General features: G+C 68.7%; 18 protein-coding genes. 6 read left to right on the top strand and 12 right to left on the bottom strand.

Annotation, left to right across the window (positions count from 1 at the left end):
• Positions 1–70: 70 nt before the first annotated feature.
• Positions 71–1,447: an ATP-dependent RNA helicase DbpA gene (dbpA, locus tag ABB22_RS02755; RefSeq protein WP_055769314.1), complete on the top strand. Its 1,377-nt coding sequence runs from the start codon at positions 71–73 to the stop codon at positions 1,445–1,447.
• 144 nt (positions 1,448–1,591) lie between these two features.
• On the opposite strand, the gene ABB22_RS02760 is transcribed toward dbpA, so the two are convergent.
• The 3 genes from ABB22_RS02760 to ABB22_RS02770 form a co-directional block, all read right to left on the bottom strand.
• Entirely contained in the window at positions 1,592–2,122 is a 531-nt protein-coding gene (locus ABB22_RS02760) for an adenine phosphoribosyltransferase (protein WP_055769315.1), read from the bottom strand.
• 23 nt (positions 2,123–2,145) lie between these two features.
• Positions 2,146–3,705, bottom strand: coding sequence for a protein adenylyltransferase SelO (locus tag ABB22_RS02765; RefSeq protein WP_055769317.1), 1,560 nt, complete (start codon positions 3,703–3,705; stop codon positions 2,146–2,148).
• A 266-nt stretch (positions 3,706–3,971) separates the two neighbouring features.
• Positions 3,972–4,181: a cold-shock protein gene (locus ABB22_RS02770; RefSeq protein WP_055769319.1), complete on the bottom strand. Its 210-nt coding sequence runs from the start codon at positions 4,179–4,181 to the stop codon at positions 3,972–3,974.
• A 317-nt stretch (positions 4,182–4,498) separates the two neighbouring features.
• Between ABB22_RS02770 and ABB22_RS02775 the strand changes: the two genes are divergently transcribed.
• From ABB22_RS02775 to ABB22_RS02790, 4 genes are all read left to right on the top strand, one after another.
• Entirely contained in the window at positions 4,499–4,972 is a 474-nt protein-coding gene (locus ABB22_RS02775) for a YaiI/YqxD family protein (protein WP_055769321.1), read from the top strand.
• Positions 4,973–5,032: 60 nt separating this feature from the next.
• Positions 5,033–5,581 (top strand): YaeQ family protein, encoded by a 549-nt coding sequence (locus ABB22_RS02780; protein ID WP_055769322.1) that lies wholly within the window; start codon positions 5,033–5,035, stop codon positions 5,579–5,581.
• 13 nt (positions 5,582–5,594) lie between these two features.
• Complete coding sequence (locus tag ABB22_RS02785; protein WP_055770310.1) at positions 5,595–6,791, top strand: BaiN/RdsA family NAD(P)/FAD-dependent oxidoreductase; 1,197 nt, start codon at positions 5,595–5,597, stop codon at positions 6,789–6,791.
• 93 nt (positions 6,792–6,884) lie between these two features.
• The gene (locus ABB22_RS02790; RefSeq protein ID WP_055769324.1) at positions 6,885–8,957 is read left to right on the top strand and encodes a GGDEF/EAL domain-containing response regulator; all 2,073 of its coding nucleotides are present in this window, start codon (positions 6,885–6,887) and stop codon (positions 8,955–8,957) included.
• 262 nt (positions 8,958–9,219) lie between these two features.
• On the opposite strand, the gene fabV is transcribed toward ABB22_RS02790, so the two are convergent.
• The 7 genes from fabV to ABB22_RS02825 form a co-directional block, all read right to left on the bottom strand.
• Positions 9,220–10,482 carry an enoyl-ACP reductase FabV gene (fabV, locus tag ABB22_RS02795; RefSeq protein ID WP_055769326.1) on the bottom strand — a complete coding sequence of 421 codons (1,263 nt, stop codon included), beginning with the start codon at positions 10,480–10,482 and terminating at the stop codon, positions 9,220–9,222.
• A 330-nt stretch (positions 10,483–10,812) separates the two neighbouring features.
• Positions 10,813–11,781 carry a protein translocase subunit SecF gene (gene secF / locus ABB22_RS02800; protein ID WP_055769329.1) on the bottom strand — a complete coding sequence of 323 codons (969 nt, stop codon included), beginning with the start codon at positions 11,779–11,781 and terminating at the stop codon, positions 10,813–10,815.
• Positions 11,782–11,841: 60 nt separating this feature from the next.
• Positions 11,842–13,683: a protein translocase subunit SecD gene (gene secD, locus ABB22_RS02805; protein ID WP_055769331.1), complete on the bottom strand. Its 1,842-nt coding sequence runs from the start codon at positions 13,681–13,683 to the stop codon at positions 11,842–11,844.
• Positions 13,684–13,743: 60 nt separating this feature from the next.
• Positions 13,744–14,073: a preprotein translocase subunit YajC gene (yajC, locus tag ABB22_RS02810; protein WP_054665275.1), complete on the bottom strand. Its 330-nt coding sequence runs from the start codon at positions 14,071–14,073 to the stop codon at positions 13,744–13,746.
• A 337-nt stretch (positions 14,074–14,410) separates the two neighbouring features.
• On the bottom strand, positions 14,411–15,541 hold the full coding sequence (tgt, locus tag ABB22_RS02815) for a tRNA guanosine(34) transglycosylase Tgt (protein WP_055769333.1): 1,131 nt from the start codon (positions 15,539–15,541) through the stop codon (positions 14,411–14,413).
• Positions 15,542–15,609: 68 nt separating this feature from the next.
• Complete coding sequence (gene queA, locus ABB22_RS02820; RefSeq protein ID WP_055769335.1) at positions 15,610–16,644, bottom strand: tRNA preQ1(34) S-adenosylmethionine ribosyltransferase-isomerase QueA; 1,035 nt, start codon at positions 16,642–16,644, stop codon at positions 15,610–15,612.
• Positions 16,645–16,755: 111 nt separating this feature from the next.
• A complete protein-coding gene (locus ABB22_RS02825; protein ID WP_055770313.1) occupies positions 16,756–17,187 on the bottom strand; it encodes an Lrp/AsnC family transcriptional regulator in 432 nt (143 codons plus the stop codon).
• Positions 17,188–17,302: 115 nt separating this feature from the next.
• Here ABB22_RS02825 and ABB22_RS02830 point away from each other — a divergent pair, with 115 nt between their 5' ends.
• Positions 17,303–18,799: an aminotransferase class III-fold pyridoxal phosphate-dependent enzyme gene (locus ABB22_RS02830; protein ID WP_055770316.1), complete on the top strand. Its 1,497-nt coding sequence runs from the start codon at positions 17,303–17,305 to the stop codon at positions 18,797–18,799.
• A 323-nt stretch (positions 18,800–19,122) separates the two neighbouring features.
• Here ABB22_RS02830 and ABB22_RS02835 read toward each other — a convergent pair whose 3' ends face one another.
• Both ABB22_RS02835 and ABB22_RS02840 read right to left on the bottom strand, forming a co-directional pair.
• On the bottom strand, positions 19,123–20,553 hold the full coding sequence (locus tag ABB22_RS02835; protein WP_055769337.1) for an efflux transporter outer membrane subunit: 1,431 nt from the start codon (positions 20,551–20,553) through the stop codon (positions 19,123–19,125).
• Positions 20,547–21,281: an SDR family oxidoreductase gene (locus tag ABB22_RS02840; RefSeq protein ID WP_055769339.1), complete on the bottom strand. Its 735-nt coding sequence runs from the start codon at positions 21,279–21,281 to the stop codon at positions 20,547–20,549. The genes ABB22_RS02835 and ABB22_RS02840 overlap by 7 nt, the downstream gene beginning before the upstream one ends.
• Positions 21,282–21,301: the final 20 nt, after the last annotated feature.

Raw genomic sequence — 21,301 nt, forward strand, 5'->3', positions numbered from 1 at the left:
TTCCCGCCAAGCCCCCTTTCGCGACTGAAGCCACTCCTACATTCCGTCGTGGCATCTGCGAAAATGCCGCATGACCGATTTCTCTTCGCTGCCGCTGATCCCGGCCCTCGCTCCCGGCATCGACGCGCTGGGCTATACCGCCATGACCCCGGTGCAGGCACTGAGCCTGCCGCCGATCCTGGAAGGGCGCGACGTGATCGCACAGGCCCCCACCGGCAGCGGCAAGACCGCCGCTTTCGGCCTGGGCCTGCTCAACCGGCTCGACCCGGCCACCATCCGCACCCAGGCGCTGGTGCTGTGCCCCACCCGCGAACTGGCCGACCAGGTCGGCAAGCAACTGCGCAAACTGGCCACCGGCATTCCCAATCTCAAGCTGCTGGTGCTGACCGGTGGCGTGCCGCTGGGCCCGCAGCTGGCCTCGCTGGAAGCGCACGACCCGCAGGTGGTGGTGGGCACGCCCGGCCGCGTGCAGGAGCTGGCGCGCAAGCGCGCGCTCAACCTCGGACAGGTGCGCACCTTCGTGCTCGACGAAGCCGACCGCATGCTCGACATGGGCTTCGAGGAACCCATCCGCGAAATCGCCGGCCGCACCCACAAGGAGCGCCAGAGCCTGCTGTTCTCGGCAACCTTCCCCGATGAAATCCGCGAACTGGCGCGCGCCCTGCTCAACGAACCGGTGGAAGTCACCATCGACGGCCAGCAGGAAGCCCCGGCCATCAAGCACCTGTTCTTTGAGGTCGAATCCGCGCACCGGCAGAAGGCGCTGGCCGGCCTGCTGCTCAAGTACACGCCCGAATCGGCGGTGGTGTTCTGCAATACGCGCAAGGACGTGGACGAGGTGGCCAACTCGCTGCGCCAGTTCGGCTTCTCCGCGCTGGCCCTGCACGGCGACATGGAACAGCGCGACCGCGACGAAGTGCTGCTGCAGTTCTCCAACCGCAGCTGCAACGTGCTGGTCGCCAGCGACGTGGCCGCGCGCGGCCTGGACGTGGAAGACCTCGCCGCGGTGGTCAACTACGAGATGCCCAGCGACCTGGACACTTACCGCCACCGCGTCGGCCGCACCGCCCGCGCCGGCCGCAGCGGCCTGGCGCTGAGCCTGGTCGCCGGCCGCGAGCGCCACCGCGCCGACGCGCTGGAAGCCGACCAGGGCAGCGCCCTGGACTGGCAGAAGACGCCGCTGGCCACCGCGCGTCCGGCACAGCTGCCGCAGGCGGCGATGACCACGCTGCGGATCGACGGCGGCAAGACCGACAAGCTGCGCGCCGGCGACATCCTCGGCGCCCTCACCGGCGATGCCGGGCTCTCGGCCAAGGCCATCGGCAAGATCGACATCTTCCCCACCCGCTCCTACGTCGCCATCGCCCACGAACACGCCGGCAAGGCCGTGGCGCGGCTGGAGGCCGGCAAGATCAAGGGCAAGCGGTTCCGCGTACGCAAGATGTAGCGCCGGAACACAGGCGCGCCGCCCGGAACATTCCGGCTGGCATGAAACCGCAGGTGTGGCGCCCGCTCCGCACCGGACTCTGGCGGTGAAACCCCGGTGCGGGGCAGGCCCGGCACCGGCGATGCGGCGGCGTGCCGACCGTGCTCAATACACAAGCGTGGCCTGCAGCGGCAGGCCATCGGGCCAGCGCGGGCGACCGCCCAGCCCCTCCAGCTCCACCAGCACCGCCGCACCCAGCACCTCGGCCTCGAGCCGACGCGCCAACATCAGCGCCGCGGCGAGCGTGCCGCCGGTCGCCAGCACGTCGTCGACCAGCAGCACCCGCGTCCCCGGCACGACGGCCCCGGCGCAGACTTCGATGCGGTCGCTGCCATATTCCAGCGCGTATTCCTGCATCAGGGTGGCGCCGGGCAGCTTGCCCGGCTTGCGCACCGGCACGAAGCCGGCGTCCAGTTCCAGCGCGAGCGCAGCGCCGAGGATGAAACCGCGCGCTTCGACGCCCAACACCGCCTGCACGCCGGCCGCACGCCATGGATCGGCCATCGCCACGATCGCCGCACGGAAAGCGGCGGCATCGGCCAGCAACGGCGTGATGTCCTTGAAGCCGATGCCGGGCCGGGGGAAATCGGCCACGTCGCGGATCGTACTGGACCAATCAGGATATGCGTTCGTCATGTGAGCCATTGAGCCGTGGGGAATCAGGAACTGCACGACAGCATCGAACAACCCGCGCGCTCGCGCGCCCATTCCGGTCGCCGGCGCGCGAACGCCTCGCGGCCGGGCTGTTCTTCGCAGGGACGCCGCATCACCGCCAGCAGTTCGGCGATGCCGGCCGCATCGCCCTGCTCGGCGCGGTCGATGGCCTCCTGCGCCAGCCAGTTGCGCAGCACGTATTTCGGGTTGGCCGCGCGCATGATGCGACGCCGTTCCCCGGCGGGCAGGCCGGCATCGCGCACGCGCGCGGCATGGCGCTGCAGCCAGTCCAGCAGGTCCGGCATCACCCGTGCTCGGCGCCCGGGCGAATAGAACGCTTCTTCCAGCACGCCCGCATCCGGCTGATGCGGATCGACATCGGCCAACGCACGGAAAGCGAGGGTCATGTCCATCTCGCCTTCGTGCAGCAGTTTCCGGAACTGCGCCATCAGTACCTCGTCGCCCTCGCGATATGCGCCGAGACCAAGCTTGGCGAGCAGATGCCCGCGATCTTCCGCGGCGAAACGCGCCTGGAAGGCATCCAGCCCCGCCTGCAGCGGCGCCGCTTCATCGAACAGCGGCGACACCGCCTGCGCCAGCCGGACCAGGTTCCAGTACGCCACCTGCATCTGCGTGCCGAAGCGGTAGCGGCGGCCCTGCGCGTCGGTGGTGTTCGGCGTCCAGTCCGGGTCGTAGTCCTCGACCCAGCCATACGGACCGTAGTCGATGGTCAGGCCGAGCACGGACATGTTGTCGGTGTTCATCACCCCGTGCACGAAGCCCACCCGCATCCACTGCGCGACCATCGTCGCGGTGCGCATGCAGATCTCGGCGAACCAGTCGGCCCGACGCGAGGGACCGGGCTGCAGGTGCGGGAAATCGCGGTCGATGCAGAAATCCACCAGCCGCTGCAGCAGCGCAAGGTCGCCACGCGCGGCCGGCAGCTCGAAACTGCCGAAGCGGATGAACGAAGGCGCCACCCGGCACACCACCGCGCCCGGCTCGCCGCGCGCATGGCCGTCATAGAACATGTCGCGCACCACGGTTTCGCCGGTGGCGACCAGGCTCAGGGCGCGCGTGGTCGGTACGCCGAGGTGATGCATGGCCTCCGAGCACAGGAACTCGCGGATCGACGAACGCAGCACCGCCCGGCCATCAGCGCCGCGCGAATAGGGCGTTGGCCCTGCCCCCTTGAGCTGCAGTTCCCAGCGCCGGCCGTCGGCCAGCAGTTCGCCGAGCGAAATGGCGCGGCCGTCGCCCAGTTGCCCGGCCCACTGCCCGAACTGGTGCCCACCATAATTGGCCGCCCACGGCTGCATGCCGGCATACAGCGCATTGCCACCGAATACCCGGGCGAAGTCCGGTGCCTGCACGGTTGCCTCGTCGATCCCCAGCATCGTCGCCACTTCGGGCGAATGCGCCAGCAACCGCGGCGCCACCACCGGCGTGGGCATCACCTGCGACCAGGCCGCGCCCAGTACCTCGCGGCGGCGCGATCCGGCTTCAGCATCGCCGGGCAGTTCGTGCAGGAAACGGTTGTCGAAATGCAGCGCGGAAGTATCCATCGGCACAAGATGGGGGCTGGGCACGGTGTCACAAGCGCCGCTGCCGGACGGGCGCGCGCCCGCATCAGGCATCGCAGGGAACGCCTCGTCACTTCGCCCGTCCATGCCCCGAGCCGGAAGATGTCCATAAAAAAGCCGCCCGGAGCGGCTTTTGACATCGCCCCTCGATGGCCCGGAAGGTCGCCGCCTGCAGGGCGGACGCAAACAAAAACGCCGGAAGCTTTCGCTTCCGGCGTTCTGGCTACCTTGCGGTGGCGGGAGGTCGATTAGACCGCCTGCACCTGGTCAGCCTGCATGCCCTTCTGGCCCTGCACGGCGACGAAGGTCACCTTCTGGCCTTCCTGCAGCGACTTGAAGCCGGTGCCCTGGATGGCACGGAAGTGCACGAACAGGTCGGGGCCGCTTTCCGGGGTGATGAAACCAAAACCCTTGGCATCGTTGAACCACTTCACCGTGCCGGTCTGACGCTCAGACATTACAAACTCCTGGAACTATTGATTGGAAATCGCAGCCGCCGGGGATCGGGGCCGAGACTGAGTTGCAGGCGTTGGTAAAACGGAACGATGAGCGGATCGGTGAGGATCAGCTGCATCAGGCCACGATTCACGGTGACCCTTGCAAGCACAGTGGGGCGAAAGATACGCGGCTTTCCGCCAAAAAGCGACAAATACCGTATTCATCGGTCCGGGCGGGCGGCGCCCGGGCAACAATCCCGGCAAATTCATTGACTTGGCGCCTCCCTGCAGGGTCCGCATACCCCGGAGTGGTCACCCTGGCGGCTAGACTGCGCGGCATGGAATACACCGCCATCGCCTCCTCGCCGAGGATCTGGGTAGACGCCGACGCCTGCCCCGCCGTCATCCGCGACATCCTGTACCGCGCCGCCGGGCGCACCCGGATCGAGGTGGTCCTGGTCGCCAACCGCTGGCTGCAGACACCGTCCTCGCGCTTCATCCGCGCCATGCAGGTGGCCGGCGGCCCGGACGTGGCCGACGACGCGATCGTCGAGCGCGTCGCCGCTGGCGACCTGGTGGTGACCCAGGACATCCCGCTGGCCGCCCGGGTACTGGCCAAAGGCGCTGCCGCGCTCGATCCGCGCGGCGAGCCGTTCAGCGCGGACAGCATCGCGCAGCGCCTGTCGATACGCGATTTCATGGCCGAACTGCGCGGCGCCGGCGTGCAGACCGGCGGTCCGCCCAGCCTGCATGCACGCGACCGGCAGGCCTTCGCCGCGCGGCTCGACCAGTGGCTGGCGCGGCAACGCTGAAGCGCAGGCCGCCGGGCGTGCGCCCGCGCAGTAGAATGGCGGTCTTTGCCCCGTGATCCCATGGCCCTCACCGCCACCATCCGCAAGGCCGAGCTGCAGATCAGCGACATGGACCGCGGCTACTACGCGACCCACCACCTGACCCTGGCCCAGCATCCCTCCGAGACCGACGAGCGCCTGATGGCGCGCCTGCTCGCCTTCGCGCTGAACGCCGACGACCGCCTGGAGTTCGGCCGCGGCCTGAGCACCGACGACGAGCCGGACCTGTGGCAGCACGACTACACCGGCGACATCCTGCAGTGGATCGACCTGGGCCACCCGGACGAATCGCGCGTGCGCAAGGCCTGCAACCGCAGCCGCCAGGTACAGGTGATCAACTACGGCGGCAACGCCTCGGACATCTGGTGGCAGAAGCAGGGCAAGAGCCTGGCCCGTTTCGGCAACCTGTCGGTGGTGGACCTGGACGCCGGGTTCGTCGAGCGCTGGGGCCAGCAGATCCAGCGGGCGATGCGCTGGAGCGTGCTGATCCAGGATGGCGAGGTGCAGATCCTCAACGACCAGGTCCAGCTCGACGTCATTCCCGCCTGGCGCAAGCGCGCGACGGCCTGAGCGCGCGGTGGCGATGAATCCAGGCACCGGCACGCACCGCTGCGACGTACTGGTGATCGGCGCCGGCGCCGCCGGGCTGATGTGCGCGCTTACCGCTGGCCAGCGCGGCCGCATCGTGCAGGTGATCGACCATGCCAACAAGGTCGGCAAGAAGATCTTGATGTCCGGCGGCGGCCGCTGCAATTTCACCAATACCGGCACTACCGCCGCCAACTTCCTTTCGGCCAACCCGCATTTCTGCAAGTCGGCGCTGGCCCGCTACACCCCGTCCGATTTCATCGACATGGTCCAGCGGCACCGCATCGCCTACCACGAGAAGGAACTGGGGCAGCTGTTCTGCGATGTCTCCTCCAAGCTGATCGTGCGCATGCTGCTGGACGAATGCCAGCAGGCGGGCGTGCGGATCCGTACCGACTGCGCGGTGGAAGGCATCGAACGCGGCGCCGACGGTTTCCGCGTGCGCACGGCCCATGGGCTGTTCCACTGCGCCTCGCTGGTGATCGCCAGCGGCGGCCTGTCCATTCCCAGCATGGGCGCCAGCGGCTTCGGCTACGAGGTCGCGCGCCAGTTCGGCCACGACGTGCTGCCCACCCGCGCCGGGCTGGTGCCGCTGACCCTCAGCGGCAGACACCAGGAACGTTTCGCCGACCTCAGCGGCGTGGCGCTGCCGGTGGAAGCGCGCTGCAACGGGAAGAGTTTCCGCAACTCCATGCTGCTCACCCACCGCGGCATCAGCGGGCCGGCGATCCTGCAGATCTCCTCGTACTGGCAGCCCGGCGACGACCTGCGCCTGGACCTGCTGCCCGGCCACGACGCACTGGAATGGCTGCGCGCGATGAAGCGCGAACGCGGCGCCTCGGAACTGCGCACGGTGCTGGCCGAGGTCATGCCCAAGCGGATGGCGCAGCGCCTGTGCGAACACTGGCTGCCGGACCGGCCGGTACGCCAGCTCGACGAGCCGCAGCTGAAACAGGCCGCGGCCGTACTGGCGGATTTCCCGCTGGTGGCCAGCGGCACCGAGGGCTATCGCACCGCCGAGGTGACCCTGGGCGGCGTGGATACGCGCCAGGTGTCGTCCTCGACCCTGGAGTCGCGGCAGGTGCCGGGGCTGCATTTCGTCGGCGAGGTGCTGGACGTGACCGGCTGGCTGGGCGGCTACAACTTCCAGTGGGCCTGGGCTTCGGGCCATGCGGCCGGACAGGCGGTCTGAGGCGCGCACAGGAACCGCGTCACAGGCAAGCGATCCGCGCATGGACGGCACCGCACCCATGTTGTATTAAACCCGGTCAGAGGGGAGTCCTGAATGCAGAACGGCAAAGAAACAACCCTGCGCCTGCTGATCGTCGACGACAGCGCCGAGAACGCCGAGACGATCGTCAGCGCCCTGCGCAACAGCGGCATCGCCATCCGTCCGTTCCGGCCGCAGGCGCCGGCCGAACTGGTGGAGATCCTGTCCGGCCAGTCCATCGACCTGGTGCTTTCCACGCCCTCGCAGGTGATCCCGCAGGCCCTGCTCAGCCAGCAGATCGCCGCCAGCGGCAAGGACATCCCGACGATCCTGCTGGCCGAGCAGGTCGACGAGCAGATGCTGGTGGAGTCCGGCGCCAACGGCATCCGCGCCATCGCCCTGCGCCAGCGCCCCGAACACCTGCTGGCGGTGGTCCGCAACGAATGGACCGACCTGCAGGCGCGCCGCGGCCTGCGCCGGATCGAGGCGCAGATGCGCGAGACCGAGCGCCGCTGCGACGCGCTGATCGCCTCCTCGCGCGATCCCATCGCCTATATCCACGAAGGCATGCACATCCGCGCCAACGAGGCGTATCTGGAGATGTTCGGCTACGAATCGTTCGATGACGTGGAAGGCATCTCGCTGCTGGACATGGTCGCGCCGCAGCACGTGGAGGACTTCAAGCAGCTGCTGAAGGCACTGGGCAAGGGCGAGGCGCCGCCGCCGCAGTACGAGGTGCACGCGCGCAACCAGGACGGCGACAGTTTCCCGGCGACGATGGAATTCACCGCCGCCACCTACGAGGGCGAATCCTGCTTCCAGGTGGTGTTCCGCCGCCGCGAGGAGTTCGACCCGGAACTGGCGCGCGAGGTCGAGGAACTGCGCCAGCGCGACCAGGTCACCGGCCTGCTCAACCGCCCCACCTTCATGGTGCACCTGGAAAACGCGGTGGCGCAGGTCAGCCGCAGCGAGGGCCAGTACGGCTTCCTGCTGGTCGAACCGGACCACTATGCGCGGCTGCTGCCCGACATCGGCCTGGACTCGGCCGATGCGCTGGTCGCCGCGCTGGGCCAGCACCTGGCCGCGACGCTCGGCGAGGGGTTGTCGGTCGCGCGCTTCGGCGAACACAGCTTCGCCATCCTCGCCCAGGGCGACTACGCCCACACCGTGCGGCTGGCCGAGCGCGTGCGCGAAGCCTTCGCCTCGCACGTGTTCAGCATCGGCGCGCGCTCGGCGACGGTCACCGTCAGCATCGGCGGTGTGCAGGTCGGCGAGAAGATCGCCAGTGTCGGCCAGGTGCTGGCGCGCGCCAGCGACTGCGCCCGCGCCGCGGCCGAGCTGGGCGGCAACACGGTCAAGGTCTTCGACCCGGGCGCTGCCGACCGCGTCGAGGAAGAGCGCATCCAGCGCTGGGTGGAGCTGATGCGCGGCGCGCTGGAAGGCGACGGCTTCCAGCTGCACTTCCGCCCGGTCATCAACCTCATGGGCGAGGCGATCCAGCTGTACGACGCCTCGCTGCGGCTGCGCAACAACGACGAGATGGTCGGCCCCTCGACCTTCCTGCCGATCGCCGAGGACCAGGGCCTGCTGGCGCCGATCAACCGCTGGCTGGTCGGCCATGCGATCAAGGCGCTGGGCCAGCGCCGCCGCGCCGGCCACCGTACCCACCTGATGGTGCGCATCACCCCGGATTCGTTCTCCGACCCGCAACTGCTGGCGGTGATCCGCGACGGCCTGCAGGCCGAGGGCGTGGCAGGCGACCAGCTGTGGCTGCAGGTTCCCGAAGCCAAGGTATTCACCCACCTGCGCAACGCCCAGCAGTTCCTGGCCGCCGTCTCGGCGCTGGGCTGCAAGGTCGGACTGGAGCAGTTCGGCTCGGGGCTGGATTCGTTCCAGCTGCTGGCCCATTTCCAGCCGGGCTTCCTCAAGCTGGACAGCAGCTTCAGCGCCGATCCGGTACAGGCGCGCGAACAGCTGCCCAAGACCCAGGAGATCACCCGGCGCGCGCAGTCGGAGAACATCCGCACCATCGCCGAGTTCGTTTCCGACGCAGCGACGATGAGCCTGCTCTTCAGTTCCGGCGTGGACTACGTACAGGGCGATTTCGTCGGCCCGGCCGGCCCTGAAATGAACTTCGAGTTCGGCTGATCCGGAGGCGGCGGGGCGCCACGCCTCCCGCGGCGGGCAACGCCGGCGCCATTTCGCGAAGCGCCGGGCTTTGCCCGGCGGGCCTGACCGGTGGAGCCCCAGCGGGGCGTTGCCCCGCTCTACCGGGTCGGCCGCGTCCCGTAGCGCCGGGCGTCGCCCGGCGGGGTCCGGCCGATGAAGCCCCGGCGGCGCGTTGCGCCGCCCTACCGGGAACGAGCCAGTACAAACGAAAGGGCCGGCTTGCGAGCCGGCCCCTTGCGCATCAGGTCAGATCGACCAGGTTCTCGATCTTCACGTCAGGGTCGACGTCGGCTTCGTAATCCACGCCGTCGATGCCGAAGCCGAACAGGCGCAGGAAGTCGGCCTTGTAGCCGGCCAGGTCGCTGATCTCGTACAGGTTCTCGTTGGTCACCTGCGGCCACAGCTCCAGCACCCTGCCCTGCACTTCCGGCGCCATTTCCTTGTAGTCGGCGCGCAGGCGGCCTTCCTCGTCGACCAGCGCGACATCGCGGCCCTTCCCGTCCTGCAGTCCGCGGCGGATGTGGTCGGCCGCATTGGCGCCGCCCTGCGGGCCGTTGTAGAGGATGTCGTACAGGGTATCGAGCTGTTCGATGCAGCCTTCGTGGGTGCCCTCGCTCTTCATCACCTTGAACAGCAGCGACAGGTACAGCGGCATGGTCGGGATCGCCGAACTGGCCTGGGTGACCACCGCCTTGAGCACCGACACGCGCGCGTCGCCGCCGATGCCCTGCAGCTTGCCGCGGATGTCCTTGACCTTGGTGTCCAGGTCCTTCTTGGCGGCGCCGATCGAGCCGTTCCAATAGATGGCCTGGGTGATCTCCTCGCCGACATAGGTGAAGGCGGTGGTGGTGGCGCCAGGGGCGAGCACGCCGGCTTCCAGCAGCGCATCGATCCACATCTGCCAGTCCTCGCCGCCCATCACCTGCACGGTGCCGGAAATTTCCTCGGCGGTGGCCGGCTGCAGGGTGGTCTCGGTCAGCACTTCCTTGTCGGTATCCAGGCCGCGCAGCGTGATCGGCTCACCGATCGGCTTGAGCGTGGAGCTGATGACCTCGCCGGTCCTGGGGTGCCTGCGGCGCGGCGATGCCAGGCTGTAGACCACCTGGTCGACCTGGCCGAGGTCGGCCTTGATGATCTCGATGACCTTGGCCTTGACCTCGTCGGAGAATGCATCGCCGTTGACGCTGCGCGCATACAGGCCGGCCTGGTGCGCATACTTCTCGAACGCGGCCGAGTTGTACCAGCCGGCCGTTCCCGGCTTGCTCTCGCTGCCGGGCCGCTCGAAGAACACGCCCAGCGTGGCGGCATCGCTGCCGAAGGCGGCCTTGATGCGCGCGGCCAGGCCGTAGCCGGTGGAGGCGCCGATCACCAGCACCTTCTTCGGGCCATGGGCGAGCCGGGGCTGCGCCTTGATGTAGTCGATCTGCTCCTTGACCGCCGCGTCGCAGCCGGCCGGATGGGTGGTGACGCAGATGAAGCCGCGCACACGCGGTTTGATGACCATGGAAACCTCGGTTGGATACGGGAAAACAGCGCCGTGGCACATCGCGGGCGGGCGCCGAACCGCGAGGATCGTAGTGTGCGCCTGCGGCGATGACAACCGACGCCACCGCATGGACCGCACAGGAAAATACCAGCGGGACGATGCCGCAGCGGTAATCCGGCCGTGGCAGCGTCGGCCATGCCGGGGACAACGCCGGGCATTGGCCCGCATCATCGGCACTGCGCTTGCCAGCCGACGGCCCGGCACTACCGTACAGGCGGCGCCGGGTAACGGACAAAAAGAAAGAGCCGCGCGATGCGCGGCTCTTTCCCCGGTGGAAACCGGCCGGCCTTACGGACGGCGCGCGAGTTCCTCGACGTCCTTGGCCTTGGGCAGCAGGTCCTGCTTGGAGACCCGGAACGGCCCGATCGTCAGCATCGGCACCGCGACCACCACCGAGGATACGACCACGATCACCGCGCCGATCATGTGGGTTTCGGCCAGGCCTTCCATCGACGTGCCGCCGTACAGGTACAGGGCGAAGGCCGACAGGAAGAACATCACCGCGGTGATGATGGTGCGCGACAGGGTCTGGTTGATCGAGCGGTTCAACACCTCCATCGAATCCACGCGCAGGCTGCGGAAATTCTCGCGCACGCGGTCGAACACCACGATGATGTCGTTGATCGCGAAGCCCATCACCGACAGCAGGCCGGCCAGCACGGTCAGGTCGAAATCGCGGCCGAGCAGCGACATGTAGGCGATGGTCAGGATCAGGTCGAAGAACGCGGTGATGCTGGCCACCATCGCGAACTTCCATTCGAAGCGCGCGGCGATGTAGATCAGGAAGCCGATCAGCATGAACAGCGTGGCGTAGATGCCGTTCATCGCCAGGTCCTTGCCGACCTGCGGGCCGACGAACTCGCCCGGCTGCACGGTGGCCTGGTTGGCGTCGCTGGTGACGGCGGCGCGCACCTGCTCGGCGATCTTCTGCGCGGCGTCGGCGGCATTGTTGTGCTCGTTGTCCGCCTGCAGGCGGATCATCACGTCGTTGCCGCCACCGACGCTCTGCACCTGGGCATGCTCGAAGCCGGCCGTGGCCAGGCGCTCGCGCACGTGCTCGACGTCCACGGGATTCTCGAAATGGGTGCGCACCACGGTGCCGCCGGTGAACTCGAGCGCGTAGTTGAAGCCCCTGAAGCCGATGATGGCGATGGACGCCACCAGCAGCACCACCATCAACGCCAGCACCGGCTTGCGGTGGCGCATGAAGTCGATGGTGGTGTCGTTCGGGATGAGGTGGAGCGGAAACAATTTCATGCAAGGTTTTCCTTTGGAAGCCCGCACGCGGAAGTGCGGGCTCTTGCGATGGGGTTCGCGTCAGATCGCCACGGAGGTCAGCTTCTTGCGGTGGCCGTAGATCAGCACCGCCAGCGAGCGCGACACGGTGATCGCGGTGAACATCGAGGCGAAGATGCCGATGATCATGGTCAGCGCGAAACCCTTCAACGGACCGGTACCGAAGGCGTACAACGCCACGCCCACGATCAGGCCGGTCAGGTTGGCGTCGAGGATGGTGTGCGAAGCCTTCTCGTAGCCGGCGGCGATGGCCGCCTTGGCCGGCATGCCGCCGCGCAGTTCCTCGCGGATGCGCTCGTTGATCAGCACGTTGGCGTCCACCGACAGGCCCACCGACAGCGCCAGGCCGGCGAAGCCCGGCAGGGTCATGGTCGCGCCGAACAGCGACATCACCGACACCACGATCAGCAGGTTGAACAGCAGCGCCACCGAGGTGATCGCGCCGAACATGCGGTAGTACACGGTGAAGAACAGCAGGGTGAACACGAACGAGAACACCACCGCCTTGATGCCGCTGGCCACGTTCTCCGCGCCCAGGCTCGGGCCGATCACGTATTCCTCGACGAAGTCCATCGGCGCGGCCAGCGAACCGGCGCGCAGCAGCTTGGCCAGGCCTTCGGCCTCGGTCTTCTCCAGGCCGGTGGTGATGAAGTTCTTGCCCAGCGGGCTGTTGATGTTGGCCACGGAAATGACTTCTTCCTTGACCCGGAAGCTGCGCACTTCCTTGCCGTCGACCGTGGTCACCTGCGGGATGCGCTCGGTGTAGACCACGGCCATCGGCTTGTTCACGTTGACGCTGGTGACGTCGAACATGCGCTGGCCGCCGACGCTGTTGAGCGTGACCGCGACCGCGGGCAGGCCGTTCTGGTCGGTGGAGACCTCGGCCTTGACCATCTGGTCGCCGGTCACGATGGTGCGCTTGTTCAGCAGCACCGGCATGCCGCGGCGGTCGCGGTACAGGCGCGCTTCCGGCGGGATGCGGCCGCTGGCCGCGGCATCGGCCGCGTTGCCGTCCACCACCAGGCGGTATTCCAGGGTGGCGGTGGCGCCGATCATGCGCTTGGCTTCGGCGGTGTCCTGCACGCCCGGCAGTTCGACCACGATGCGGTCCTCGCCCTGGCGCTGGATGATCGGCTCGGCCACGCCCAGTTCGTTGACGCGGTTGCGCAGCGTGGTCAGGTTCTGCTCGATGGCGCCGGAGGCGATCTGCAGCATTTCGGCCTGCGGCACGCTCACGGTGATGCGTTCGTCGCTGCCCGAGTAGGTCAGGGTCGGCTGCGCCTTGACCAGCGCGGCGCGGGCCTTGTCCGCGTCGGCGGCGTTGGTCAGCGCCACCTGGATGTCGCTCTCGCCGCGGCGCTCGACCGAGCGGTAGCCGACGCGGTTGTCGCGCAGCGTGGTGCGGATGTCCTCGGCGAAGGCCTCGAAACGCTTGTCCACGGCGGCCTTCTTGTCCACCTGCAGGGCGAAGTGCACGCCACCCACCAGGTCCAGGCCCAGCACCATCGGCTTGCCGCCGATGCCGGCCAGCCAGTCCGGCACGGTCGAGGCCAGGTTCAGCGCGACCGTGTAGTTCTCGCCAGTCTTCTCGCGCAGCACGTCGTTGGCGCGGGTCTGGGCATCGAGCGAAGCGAGGCGGACGATCAGGCTCTCGCCTTCCTTCTCCACCGACTTGGGCGTGACGCCGGCCTCGCCCAGTGCGGCGCTGACGCGCTGCTTGAGGGCATCGTCGACCTGGCCGCCGCGGTTGGCGGTGATCTGCACGGACGGATCCTTCTGGTACACGTTGGGCAACGCATACAGTGCGCTGAACACCAGGATGGCCAGGATCAGAAAGTACTTCCAGCGAGGAAATTCAAGCATTGCAGGTTCCTGCGCGACGCCTGTCCCGGCGCCGCGTCATGACGGACGGGAAACTCGGATTCAGGCCGCGGACTTCAGCGTGCCCTTGGGCAGCACATTGCCGATGGCGCCCTTCTGCACGCGGATGCGGACGTTGTCGGCCACTTCGACGGTGATGAAGTTGTCGCCGATATCGGTCACCACGCCGGCGATGCCGCCGTTGGTCAGCACTTCGTCGCCCTTGGAGATCTTCTCCAGCATCGCCTTGTGTTCCTTCTGGCGCTTCATCTGCGGGCGGATCATCAGGAAGTACATCACCGCGATCAGGGCGATCGGCAGCAGGAAAGTGCCCATTCCCGGGGCGGCCGGAGCGGCCTGGGCGACGGGAAGCAGGATAGCCATCGGATTCATCGTGTGTCCTTAACTGTTGGGCGGCGCCCGCCGGAGCCGGCGCCGCGAAACGGATTCAAGCGGGGAAGTATGCCATAGGGGCGGCCAGGCTCCATTGCAAGGCGCGGCCCCCGACAATCGATGGACAGAGCCCCGCTCCCTGCGGGAGAGGGAACCCGGGCGGGATTGCGGGCGAAGCCTTGTGCGGCCTGATGCCAAGAAGGCTTCGCCCATACCCTCGCCCGGCGCTTCGCGCCACCTGCAGCCGGCACATCCATGCGCCCTGCCCTCCGGGCGGCTTCGCCGTGCAGTCCGGCAGGCCTGCCGGACCGTCTCGCGGCGGGAGGAGGGAAAAACCTTACAGCGCAGGCGCGACCGCCCCGCGCGCCGCATAGAAGGACTCGCGGAACGCCAGGAAGGTTCCCGCCTCGATGGCCGCGCGCATGTCGGCCATCAGCTTCTCGTAGTAATACAGGTTGTGCAGGGTGCCAAGCATCGGCGCCAGCATCTCGTTGCAGCGGTCCAGGTGGCGCAGGTAGGCGCGCGTGTAGCCGCTGCTGCAGGCATGGCAGCCGCAGCCGGGCTCGATCGTGTCCATGTCGCGCTCGTAGCGGGCGTTGCGGATGCGCACCGTGCCGAACGAGGTGAAGTAGTGGCCGTTGCGCGCGTTGCGGGTCGGCATGACGCAGTCGAACATGTCCACGCCGCGTGCCACGCCCTCGACCAGGTCCTCCGGGCGGCCCACGCCCATCAGGTAGCGCGGGCGGTCGGCCGGCAGGATCGGGTGCATGTGCTCGAGCATGGCGTTGCGCTCGTGCTCGGGCTCGCCCACCGCCAGCCCGCCGATGGCGTAGCCATCGAAGCCGATCTGCTGCAGGCCGTCGGCCGAACGGCTGCGCAGGTCGGCATGCACCCCGCCCTGGACGATGCCGAACAGCGCCGCATCGTTGCCCAGCGCATCGTGCGCATCGCGCGAGCGCCGCGCCCAGCGCAGGCTCAATTCCATCGAGCGGCGCGCCACGTCCTCGGTGGCCGGATACGGCGTGCATTCGTCGAAGATCATCACGATGTCCGAATCGAGCACCTTCTGGATCTTCATGCTCTCCTCCGGCCCCAGGAACACGCGGGCGCCATCGGTCGGCGAGGCGAAGGTCACGCCCTGCTCGGTGATCTTGCGCCGGTGCGCCAGCGAGAACACCTGGAAACCGCCCGAGTCGGTCAGGATCGGTCCGTTCCAGCGGCAGAAGCCGTGCAGGCCGCCATGGTCGGCGATCACGTCCAGGCCCGGGCGCAGGTACAGGTGGAAGGTGTTGCCGAGGATGATCTCGGCGCCGAGCGCGCGGACCTGCTCGGGCAGCACGCCCTTCACCGAGCCGTAGGTGCCCACCGGCATGAACGCCGGGGTCTGCACGGTGCCGCGCGGGAAGGACAGCTGGCCGCGGCGCGCATTGCCGTCGGTGGTCTGGAGGGTGAACTGCAGTCTGGACATGGGGCTTGCTTCAATCGGTCTGCGGCCATTGTCGCGGATCGGCGACGGCGGCGCAGGTAAAGGCGGGATCAGGCGTCGGGCTGCGGGAACAGCAGCATCGCATCGCCGTAGCTGAAGAACCGGTAGCGCCCGGCGATGGCGTGCGCGTAGGCGTCGAACACCCGCTCCTTGCCGGCGAAGGCCGAGATCATCATCAGCAGGGTGCTTTCCGGCAGGTGGAAGTTGGTGACCATCGCATCGACGCTGCGGATGCGGTAGCCCGGGGTGATGAAGATCTGCGTCTCGCCGGCGAAGGGGTGCAGCTCGCCGTCGCGCATCGCGCTCTCCAGGGCCCGTACCACGGTGGTGCCGACGCCGATCACGCGGCCGCCGGCGGCACGGGTCCGGCGCACCTGCTGCACCAGTTCGGCACCGACATTGAGCCATTCGCGGTGCATCACGTGGTGGGACAGGTCGTCCACCCGCACCGGCTGGAACGTGCCGGCGCCCACATGCAGGGTGATGTGGCCGAACTGCACGCCGCGTTCGCGCAACTGCTGCAGCAAGGCTTCGTCGAAATGCAGGCCCGCGGTCGGCGCGGCCACCGCGCCGACCTGGCGCGCGAACACGGTCTGGTAGCGCTCGCGGTCGTCGGCACCCGGCTCGCGGTGGATGTACGGCGGCAGCGGCAGCCGGCCTTCGTGCACCAGCCAGGATTCCAGCGGCTCGGGGAGGTCGAAGCGCAGCACGTAGAACTCGCCGTCGCGGCCCAGCACCTCGGCCTCGCCACCGGCGTCGAGCTGGATGCGGCTGCCGGGCTTGGGCGACTTGCTGGCGCCGATCTGCGCGCGGGCCTGCTGGCCGCCGAGCAGGCGCTCGATCAGGATCTCGACCCGGCCGCCGGTGGCCTTCTGCCCGAACAGCCGCGCCGGGATCACCCGGGTGTCGTTGAACACCAGCAGGTCGCCGGGCTGCAGCAGGTCCGGCAGGTCGCGGACATGGCGGTCGTCGTAGGCGGCCGGCGCCGGCGGCACCACCAGCAGGCGGCTGGCCGAGCGCTCGGCCAACGGCGCCTGGGCGATCAGCTCCTCGGGCAGGTCGTAATGGAAATCGGACTTCTTCAAGGCCGGATCATCGGGCGGGGGAGCCGGATATTGTACCGGCCCGCGCAAGCGCCCCTGCAGGAGCGGCTTCGGGCTCCTCCGGGAAGCCGCTTCTGCGGCAACGGGAGAGGGTCAGCGCTCGAATTTGGTCGACAGGATGATGGCGCTGGTGGTGCGTTCGACCCCGTCGACCGCACCGATGGCGTCGGTGACCACGTCCATCTCGCCGACCCCGCCCACCACCACCATCGCCACCAGGTCGTGCGCGCCGCTGACCGAGTGCAGGCTGCGCACCTCCGGGATGTCGCGCAGCGCCTTGACCACCGCCGGCATCTTGCGCGGCGACACGGTGATCAGCACGTGCGCGCGCACCTGGCCCTGCTCGTAGTCCTCGTGGGTGCGCACCGTATAGCCGGCGATCACCCCCTGCTGCTCGAGCCGGTCGATGCGGCTCTGCACGGTGGTGCGCGACAACCCGAGCCGGCGCGCAATCTGCGCGGTGGAGGCGCGCGCGTCCTCGCGCAGTACGGAAAGCAGGCGTTCGTCGGCGGGAGAAATCTTCACATCGCGGGCCATGTTCGTCGATTCGACGAAATTAACCCGATTTTCGACGGAATGACAGCTGCCATATGACCAGAATCTCCAGATAATGGCTATACAAACCTTTCTGGAGATGAGCATGACCGTACTCGGCCCCCTCGCCGCGCTCCGCGCGCACGCCGGCGCCCGCCTGACCATGGGGCTGGACGACGCTGCCGTCGAACGCCTGGCCGCTGCCCATCCCGACCTGTCCGGCGCCATCGCGGCGGCGGCCAGCGAATATGCCCGCATCAAGGGCGAGGTCGCCGACCTGCTGGACCTGGACGAGAAGGACCAGATCGCCGCGATGCAGGCCGGCTTCGTCAATTTCTATGCCGACGACGCGGTCGTCCCGTACATCGCCCTGGCCGCCTGCGGCCCGTGGGTGGTTTCGCTCAAGGGCGCGGTGCTGTACGACGCCGGCGGCTACGGCATGCTCGGCTTCGGCCACACGCCGGCCGACGTGCTGGCCGCCGCGGCCAAGCCGCAGGTGATGGCCAACATCATGACCCCGAGCCTGTCCCAGCGCCGCTTCGTGCAGGCGCTGCGCAGCGAGATCGGCCACACCCGCGGCGGCTGTCCGTTCTCGCACTTCATGTGCCTGAACTCCGGCTCCGAGGCGGTCGGCCTGGCCGCGCGCATCGCCGACATCAACGCCAAGTTGCAGACCGATCCGGGCGCCCCGCACGCCGGCGCCACGGTCAAGCGCGTGGTCATCAAGGGCAGCTTCCACGGCCGCACCGACCGTCCGGCGCTGTATTCGGATTCGACCCGCAAGACCTACGACCGCTTCCTGGCCAGCTACCGCGGCGAGGACAGCGTCATCGCCATCGCCCCTTACGACGAGGCCGCGCTGCGCAAGGTGTTCGACGACGCCAAGGCCAACAACTGGTTCGTCGAAGCGGTGTTCCTGGAGCCGGTGATGGGCGAAGGCGACCCGGGCCGCGCGGTTCCGGCCAGCTTCTACAAGCTGGCGCGCGAACTGACCCGCGATCACGGCAGCCTGCTGCTGATCGACTCCATCCAGGCCTCGCTGCGCGCGCACGGCACCGTGTCCTTCGTCGATTACCCGGGCTATGAAACCCTGGACCCGCCGGACATGGAGACCTACTCCAAGGCCCTGAACGGCGCGCAGTTCCCGCTGTCGGTGCTGGCCGTGACCGAACATGCCGCCCAGCTGTACCGCAAGGGCGTGTACGGCAACACCATGACCACCAACCCGCGCGCGCTTGACGTGGCCTGCGCCACCCTCGCCCGCCTCACCCCGGACGTGCGCCAGAACATCCGCGCACGTGGCGAGCAGGCCGTGCAGAAGCTGGAAGCGCTCAAGGCGAAGCTGGGCGGCCTGATCACCAAGGTGCAGGGCACCGGCCTGCTGTTCTCCTGCGAGCTGGCCCCGCAGTTCAAGTGCTATGGCGCCAATTCCACCGAGGAATGGCTGCGCATGCACGGCGTCAACGTGATCCATGGCGGCGAGAATTCGCTGCGCTTCACCCCGCACTTCGGCATGGACGAGGCCGAACTGGACCTGCTGGTGGAGATGGTCGGCCGCGCGCTGGCCGAAGGCCCGCGCCGCGAGCAGGCCGACGCGGCCTGATCCGGCGCCGGCTGCAAGGCTGCGAACGGGAGAGGCGGCCGGAGGCCGCCTCTTTCATGTCGGGAAAGCTCCAGCGGGGCGTTGCCCCGCTCTACAAAGGGCGGATCGTCGCGATCTGTAGCGCCGGGCTGTGCCCGGCAGGGCTTTGCCGGTAGAGCCCCAGCGGGGCGTTGCCCCGCTCTACAAAGGGCGGGTCGTCTCGATCTGTAGCGCCGGGCAACGCCCGGCGAGGCTTTGCCGGTAGAGCCCCAGCGGGGCGTTGCCCCGCTCTACAAAGGACGGATCGTCGCGATCTGTAGCGCCGGGCAGCGCCCGGCGGGGGCTCATTGCGCATCGACCACCGCGACCGGCGGCAACGATGCCGTCGCCTGCCCCCAGCCGCCCAGCGCCTTGTAGACGCCGACCACGCTGACGTTGACCGTGGCCTCGGCGGCGGCCAGCGCGTCGTCGGCCGCCAGCTGGTTGCGCTGCGCATCCAGCAGCGCGAGGAAATCCTCCGATCCTTCCCGATAGCGGATCCGCGCCAGCGATTCGGCGCGCCGCGCCGCCTGCGCCTGTTCGGCGACGATCGCCAGCCGCGCCTGCTGCCTGGCATAGCGCGACAGCGCGTTCTCGGCATCCTCCAGCGCCAGCAGCACCGTCTTCTCGTATTCCGCCGCCACGCCATCGGCCTGTGCGCGGCTGGCGCGCAGCCGCGCGCGCACGCTGCCGAAGTTGAATGCCGCCCAGCTCAGCGATGGCGTCAGCGACCAGGCTTTGTTGGCGCCGTTGACCAGGCCGCCGGCATCGCCACCGAGGAAGCCGACGAAACCGGTCAGCGACAACCGCGGGAACAGGTCGGCCGTGGCTACGCCCACCCGCGCGGTCGCTGCGGCAAGGCGGCGCTCGGCGACGCGCACGTCGGCACGCCGGCGCAGCAGTCCGGTGGTATCGCCCAGCGGCAAGGCCTTGGCGAACGCCGGCACCTCGCGCGGCTGCAGCAGGGCGTCCAGCGTGCCCGGGCGCTGCCCCAGCAGGACCGCAAGCCGGTGCCGCGACTGCGTCTGCGCCATCTCCAGCAGCGGGATGTCGGCCTCGATCGCCTTCAGCCGCGCGCGGCTGCTCTGCACGTCCAGTTCGCTGCCCGCGCCCAGTTCCCAGCGGGTCTCGGTCAGCGCCTGCGTGTCGCGCAGGTTGAGCAGGGTGCGCTCGGCCACGGCAATGCGCTTCTGCGTGCCGCGCAGTTCGAAATAATTGCGCGCGACTTCGGCGGCCACCAGCACCTGCGCATCGACCAGGTTGGCCCACTCCGCATCCAGATCGGCACGCGCCGCTTCGGCGGCACGGCGCTGGCGGCCGAACAGATCCAGTTCCCAGCCGGCGTCGAAGCCGAGCTGCCAGGTCTCGCTGGAGACCCGCTCCCCGCCCTGCGCCGGGTCGGGCTGCCTGCGCCGGTCCTGGCTGCCGGCCACAGTGACGTGCGGCGCCTGGTCCAGCCGGCTTTCGACGAACACCGCCCGCGCCTGCCGCACCCGCGCCAGCGCCACCTTCAGATCGAGGTTGTCCGACAGCGCAGCGTGCATCAGCTGCTCCAGCACCGGATCGTCGAACTGCGCCCACCAGCTGGCCACCGGCGATTGTGCGCTGTACACCGGCGCGGCCACGCCCTGCAGCGCGACGGGCCCCGGCGCCGGCGCCCTGTAATCCGGGCCGACGGTGACGCAGCCGGCCAGCAGCAGGCCGGAAAGTACAGCGGCCAGCGCATGCCTCACCATGGCACCACCTCGCCAAGGTGGGTGAAGCTGCCGCTGGGACCATCGCCGTCGAGCAGCGCCATGCGCACGCTGCCGCTCGCGCCGGTGGCGACGTCCAGTCCGCCATGTTCGTTCATGTCCGTCCTCACCGAGCCTGGATCCACCGCGTTGACCTTGATCGGCGTGTCGCGCAGTTCGTGCGCCAGGTGCACCGTCCAGGCGTTGAGCGCGGTCTTGGACGCGTCGTAGGCCGGAAACTTGAAGTCGTGGAACTCGAACCCGGGGTCGCTGTGCAGCGACAGCGATGCCAGCGCGCTGGACAGGTTGACGATGCGCGCCGCCGCGGACCGGCGCAGCAGCGGCAGGAAGGCCCGCGTCGTCGCCACGACCCCGAACAGGTTGGTGTCGAAGGTTTCGCGCCAGGTTTCCAGCGACTGCGCCGACGGCGTGGCCGCCAGGTCATCGCGGAAGATGCCGGCATTGTTGACCAGGATGTCCAGCCGGCCATGACGCTGCTCGACCTCGCGTACGGCAGCGGCGATGCTGGCCGCGTCGGTCACGTCCAGTTGCAGCGCCTCCACCGGCAGGCCCTCGGCCTGCAGCTTCAGCGCCCGCTCGACCGCCGTCCCGCGGCTGCGCCCGGCCAGCAGCGTATGCACGCCGGCGCCGGCCAGCTGGCGCACGGTCTCGGCGCCGATGCCACGGGTGGCGCCGGTGACCAGCGCGATCTTGTTCTGATGGGTATTCATGGGTTCATGCCTTGGAGAGG

Origin of the sequence: Stenotrophomonas nitritireducens, assembly GCF_001431425.1 — a bacterium.
Taxonomy (GTDB): Bacteria; Pseudomonadota; Gammaproteobacteria; order Xanthomonadales; family Xanthomonadaceae; genus Stenotrophomonas; species Stenotrophomonas nitritireducens.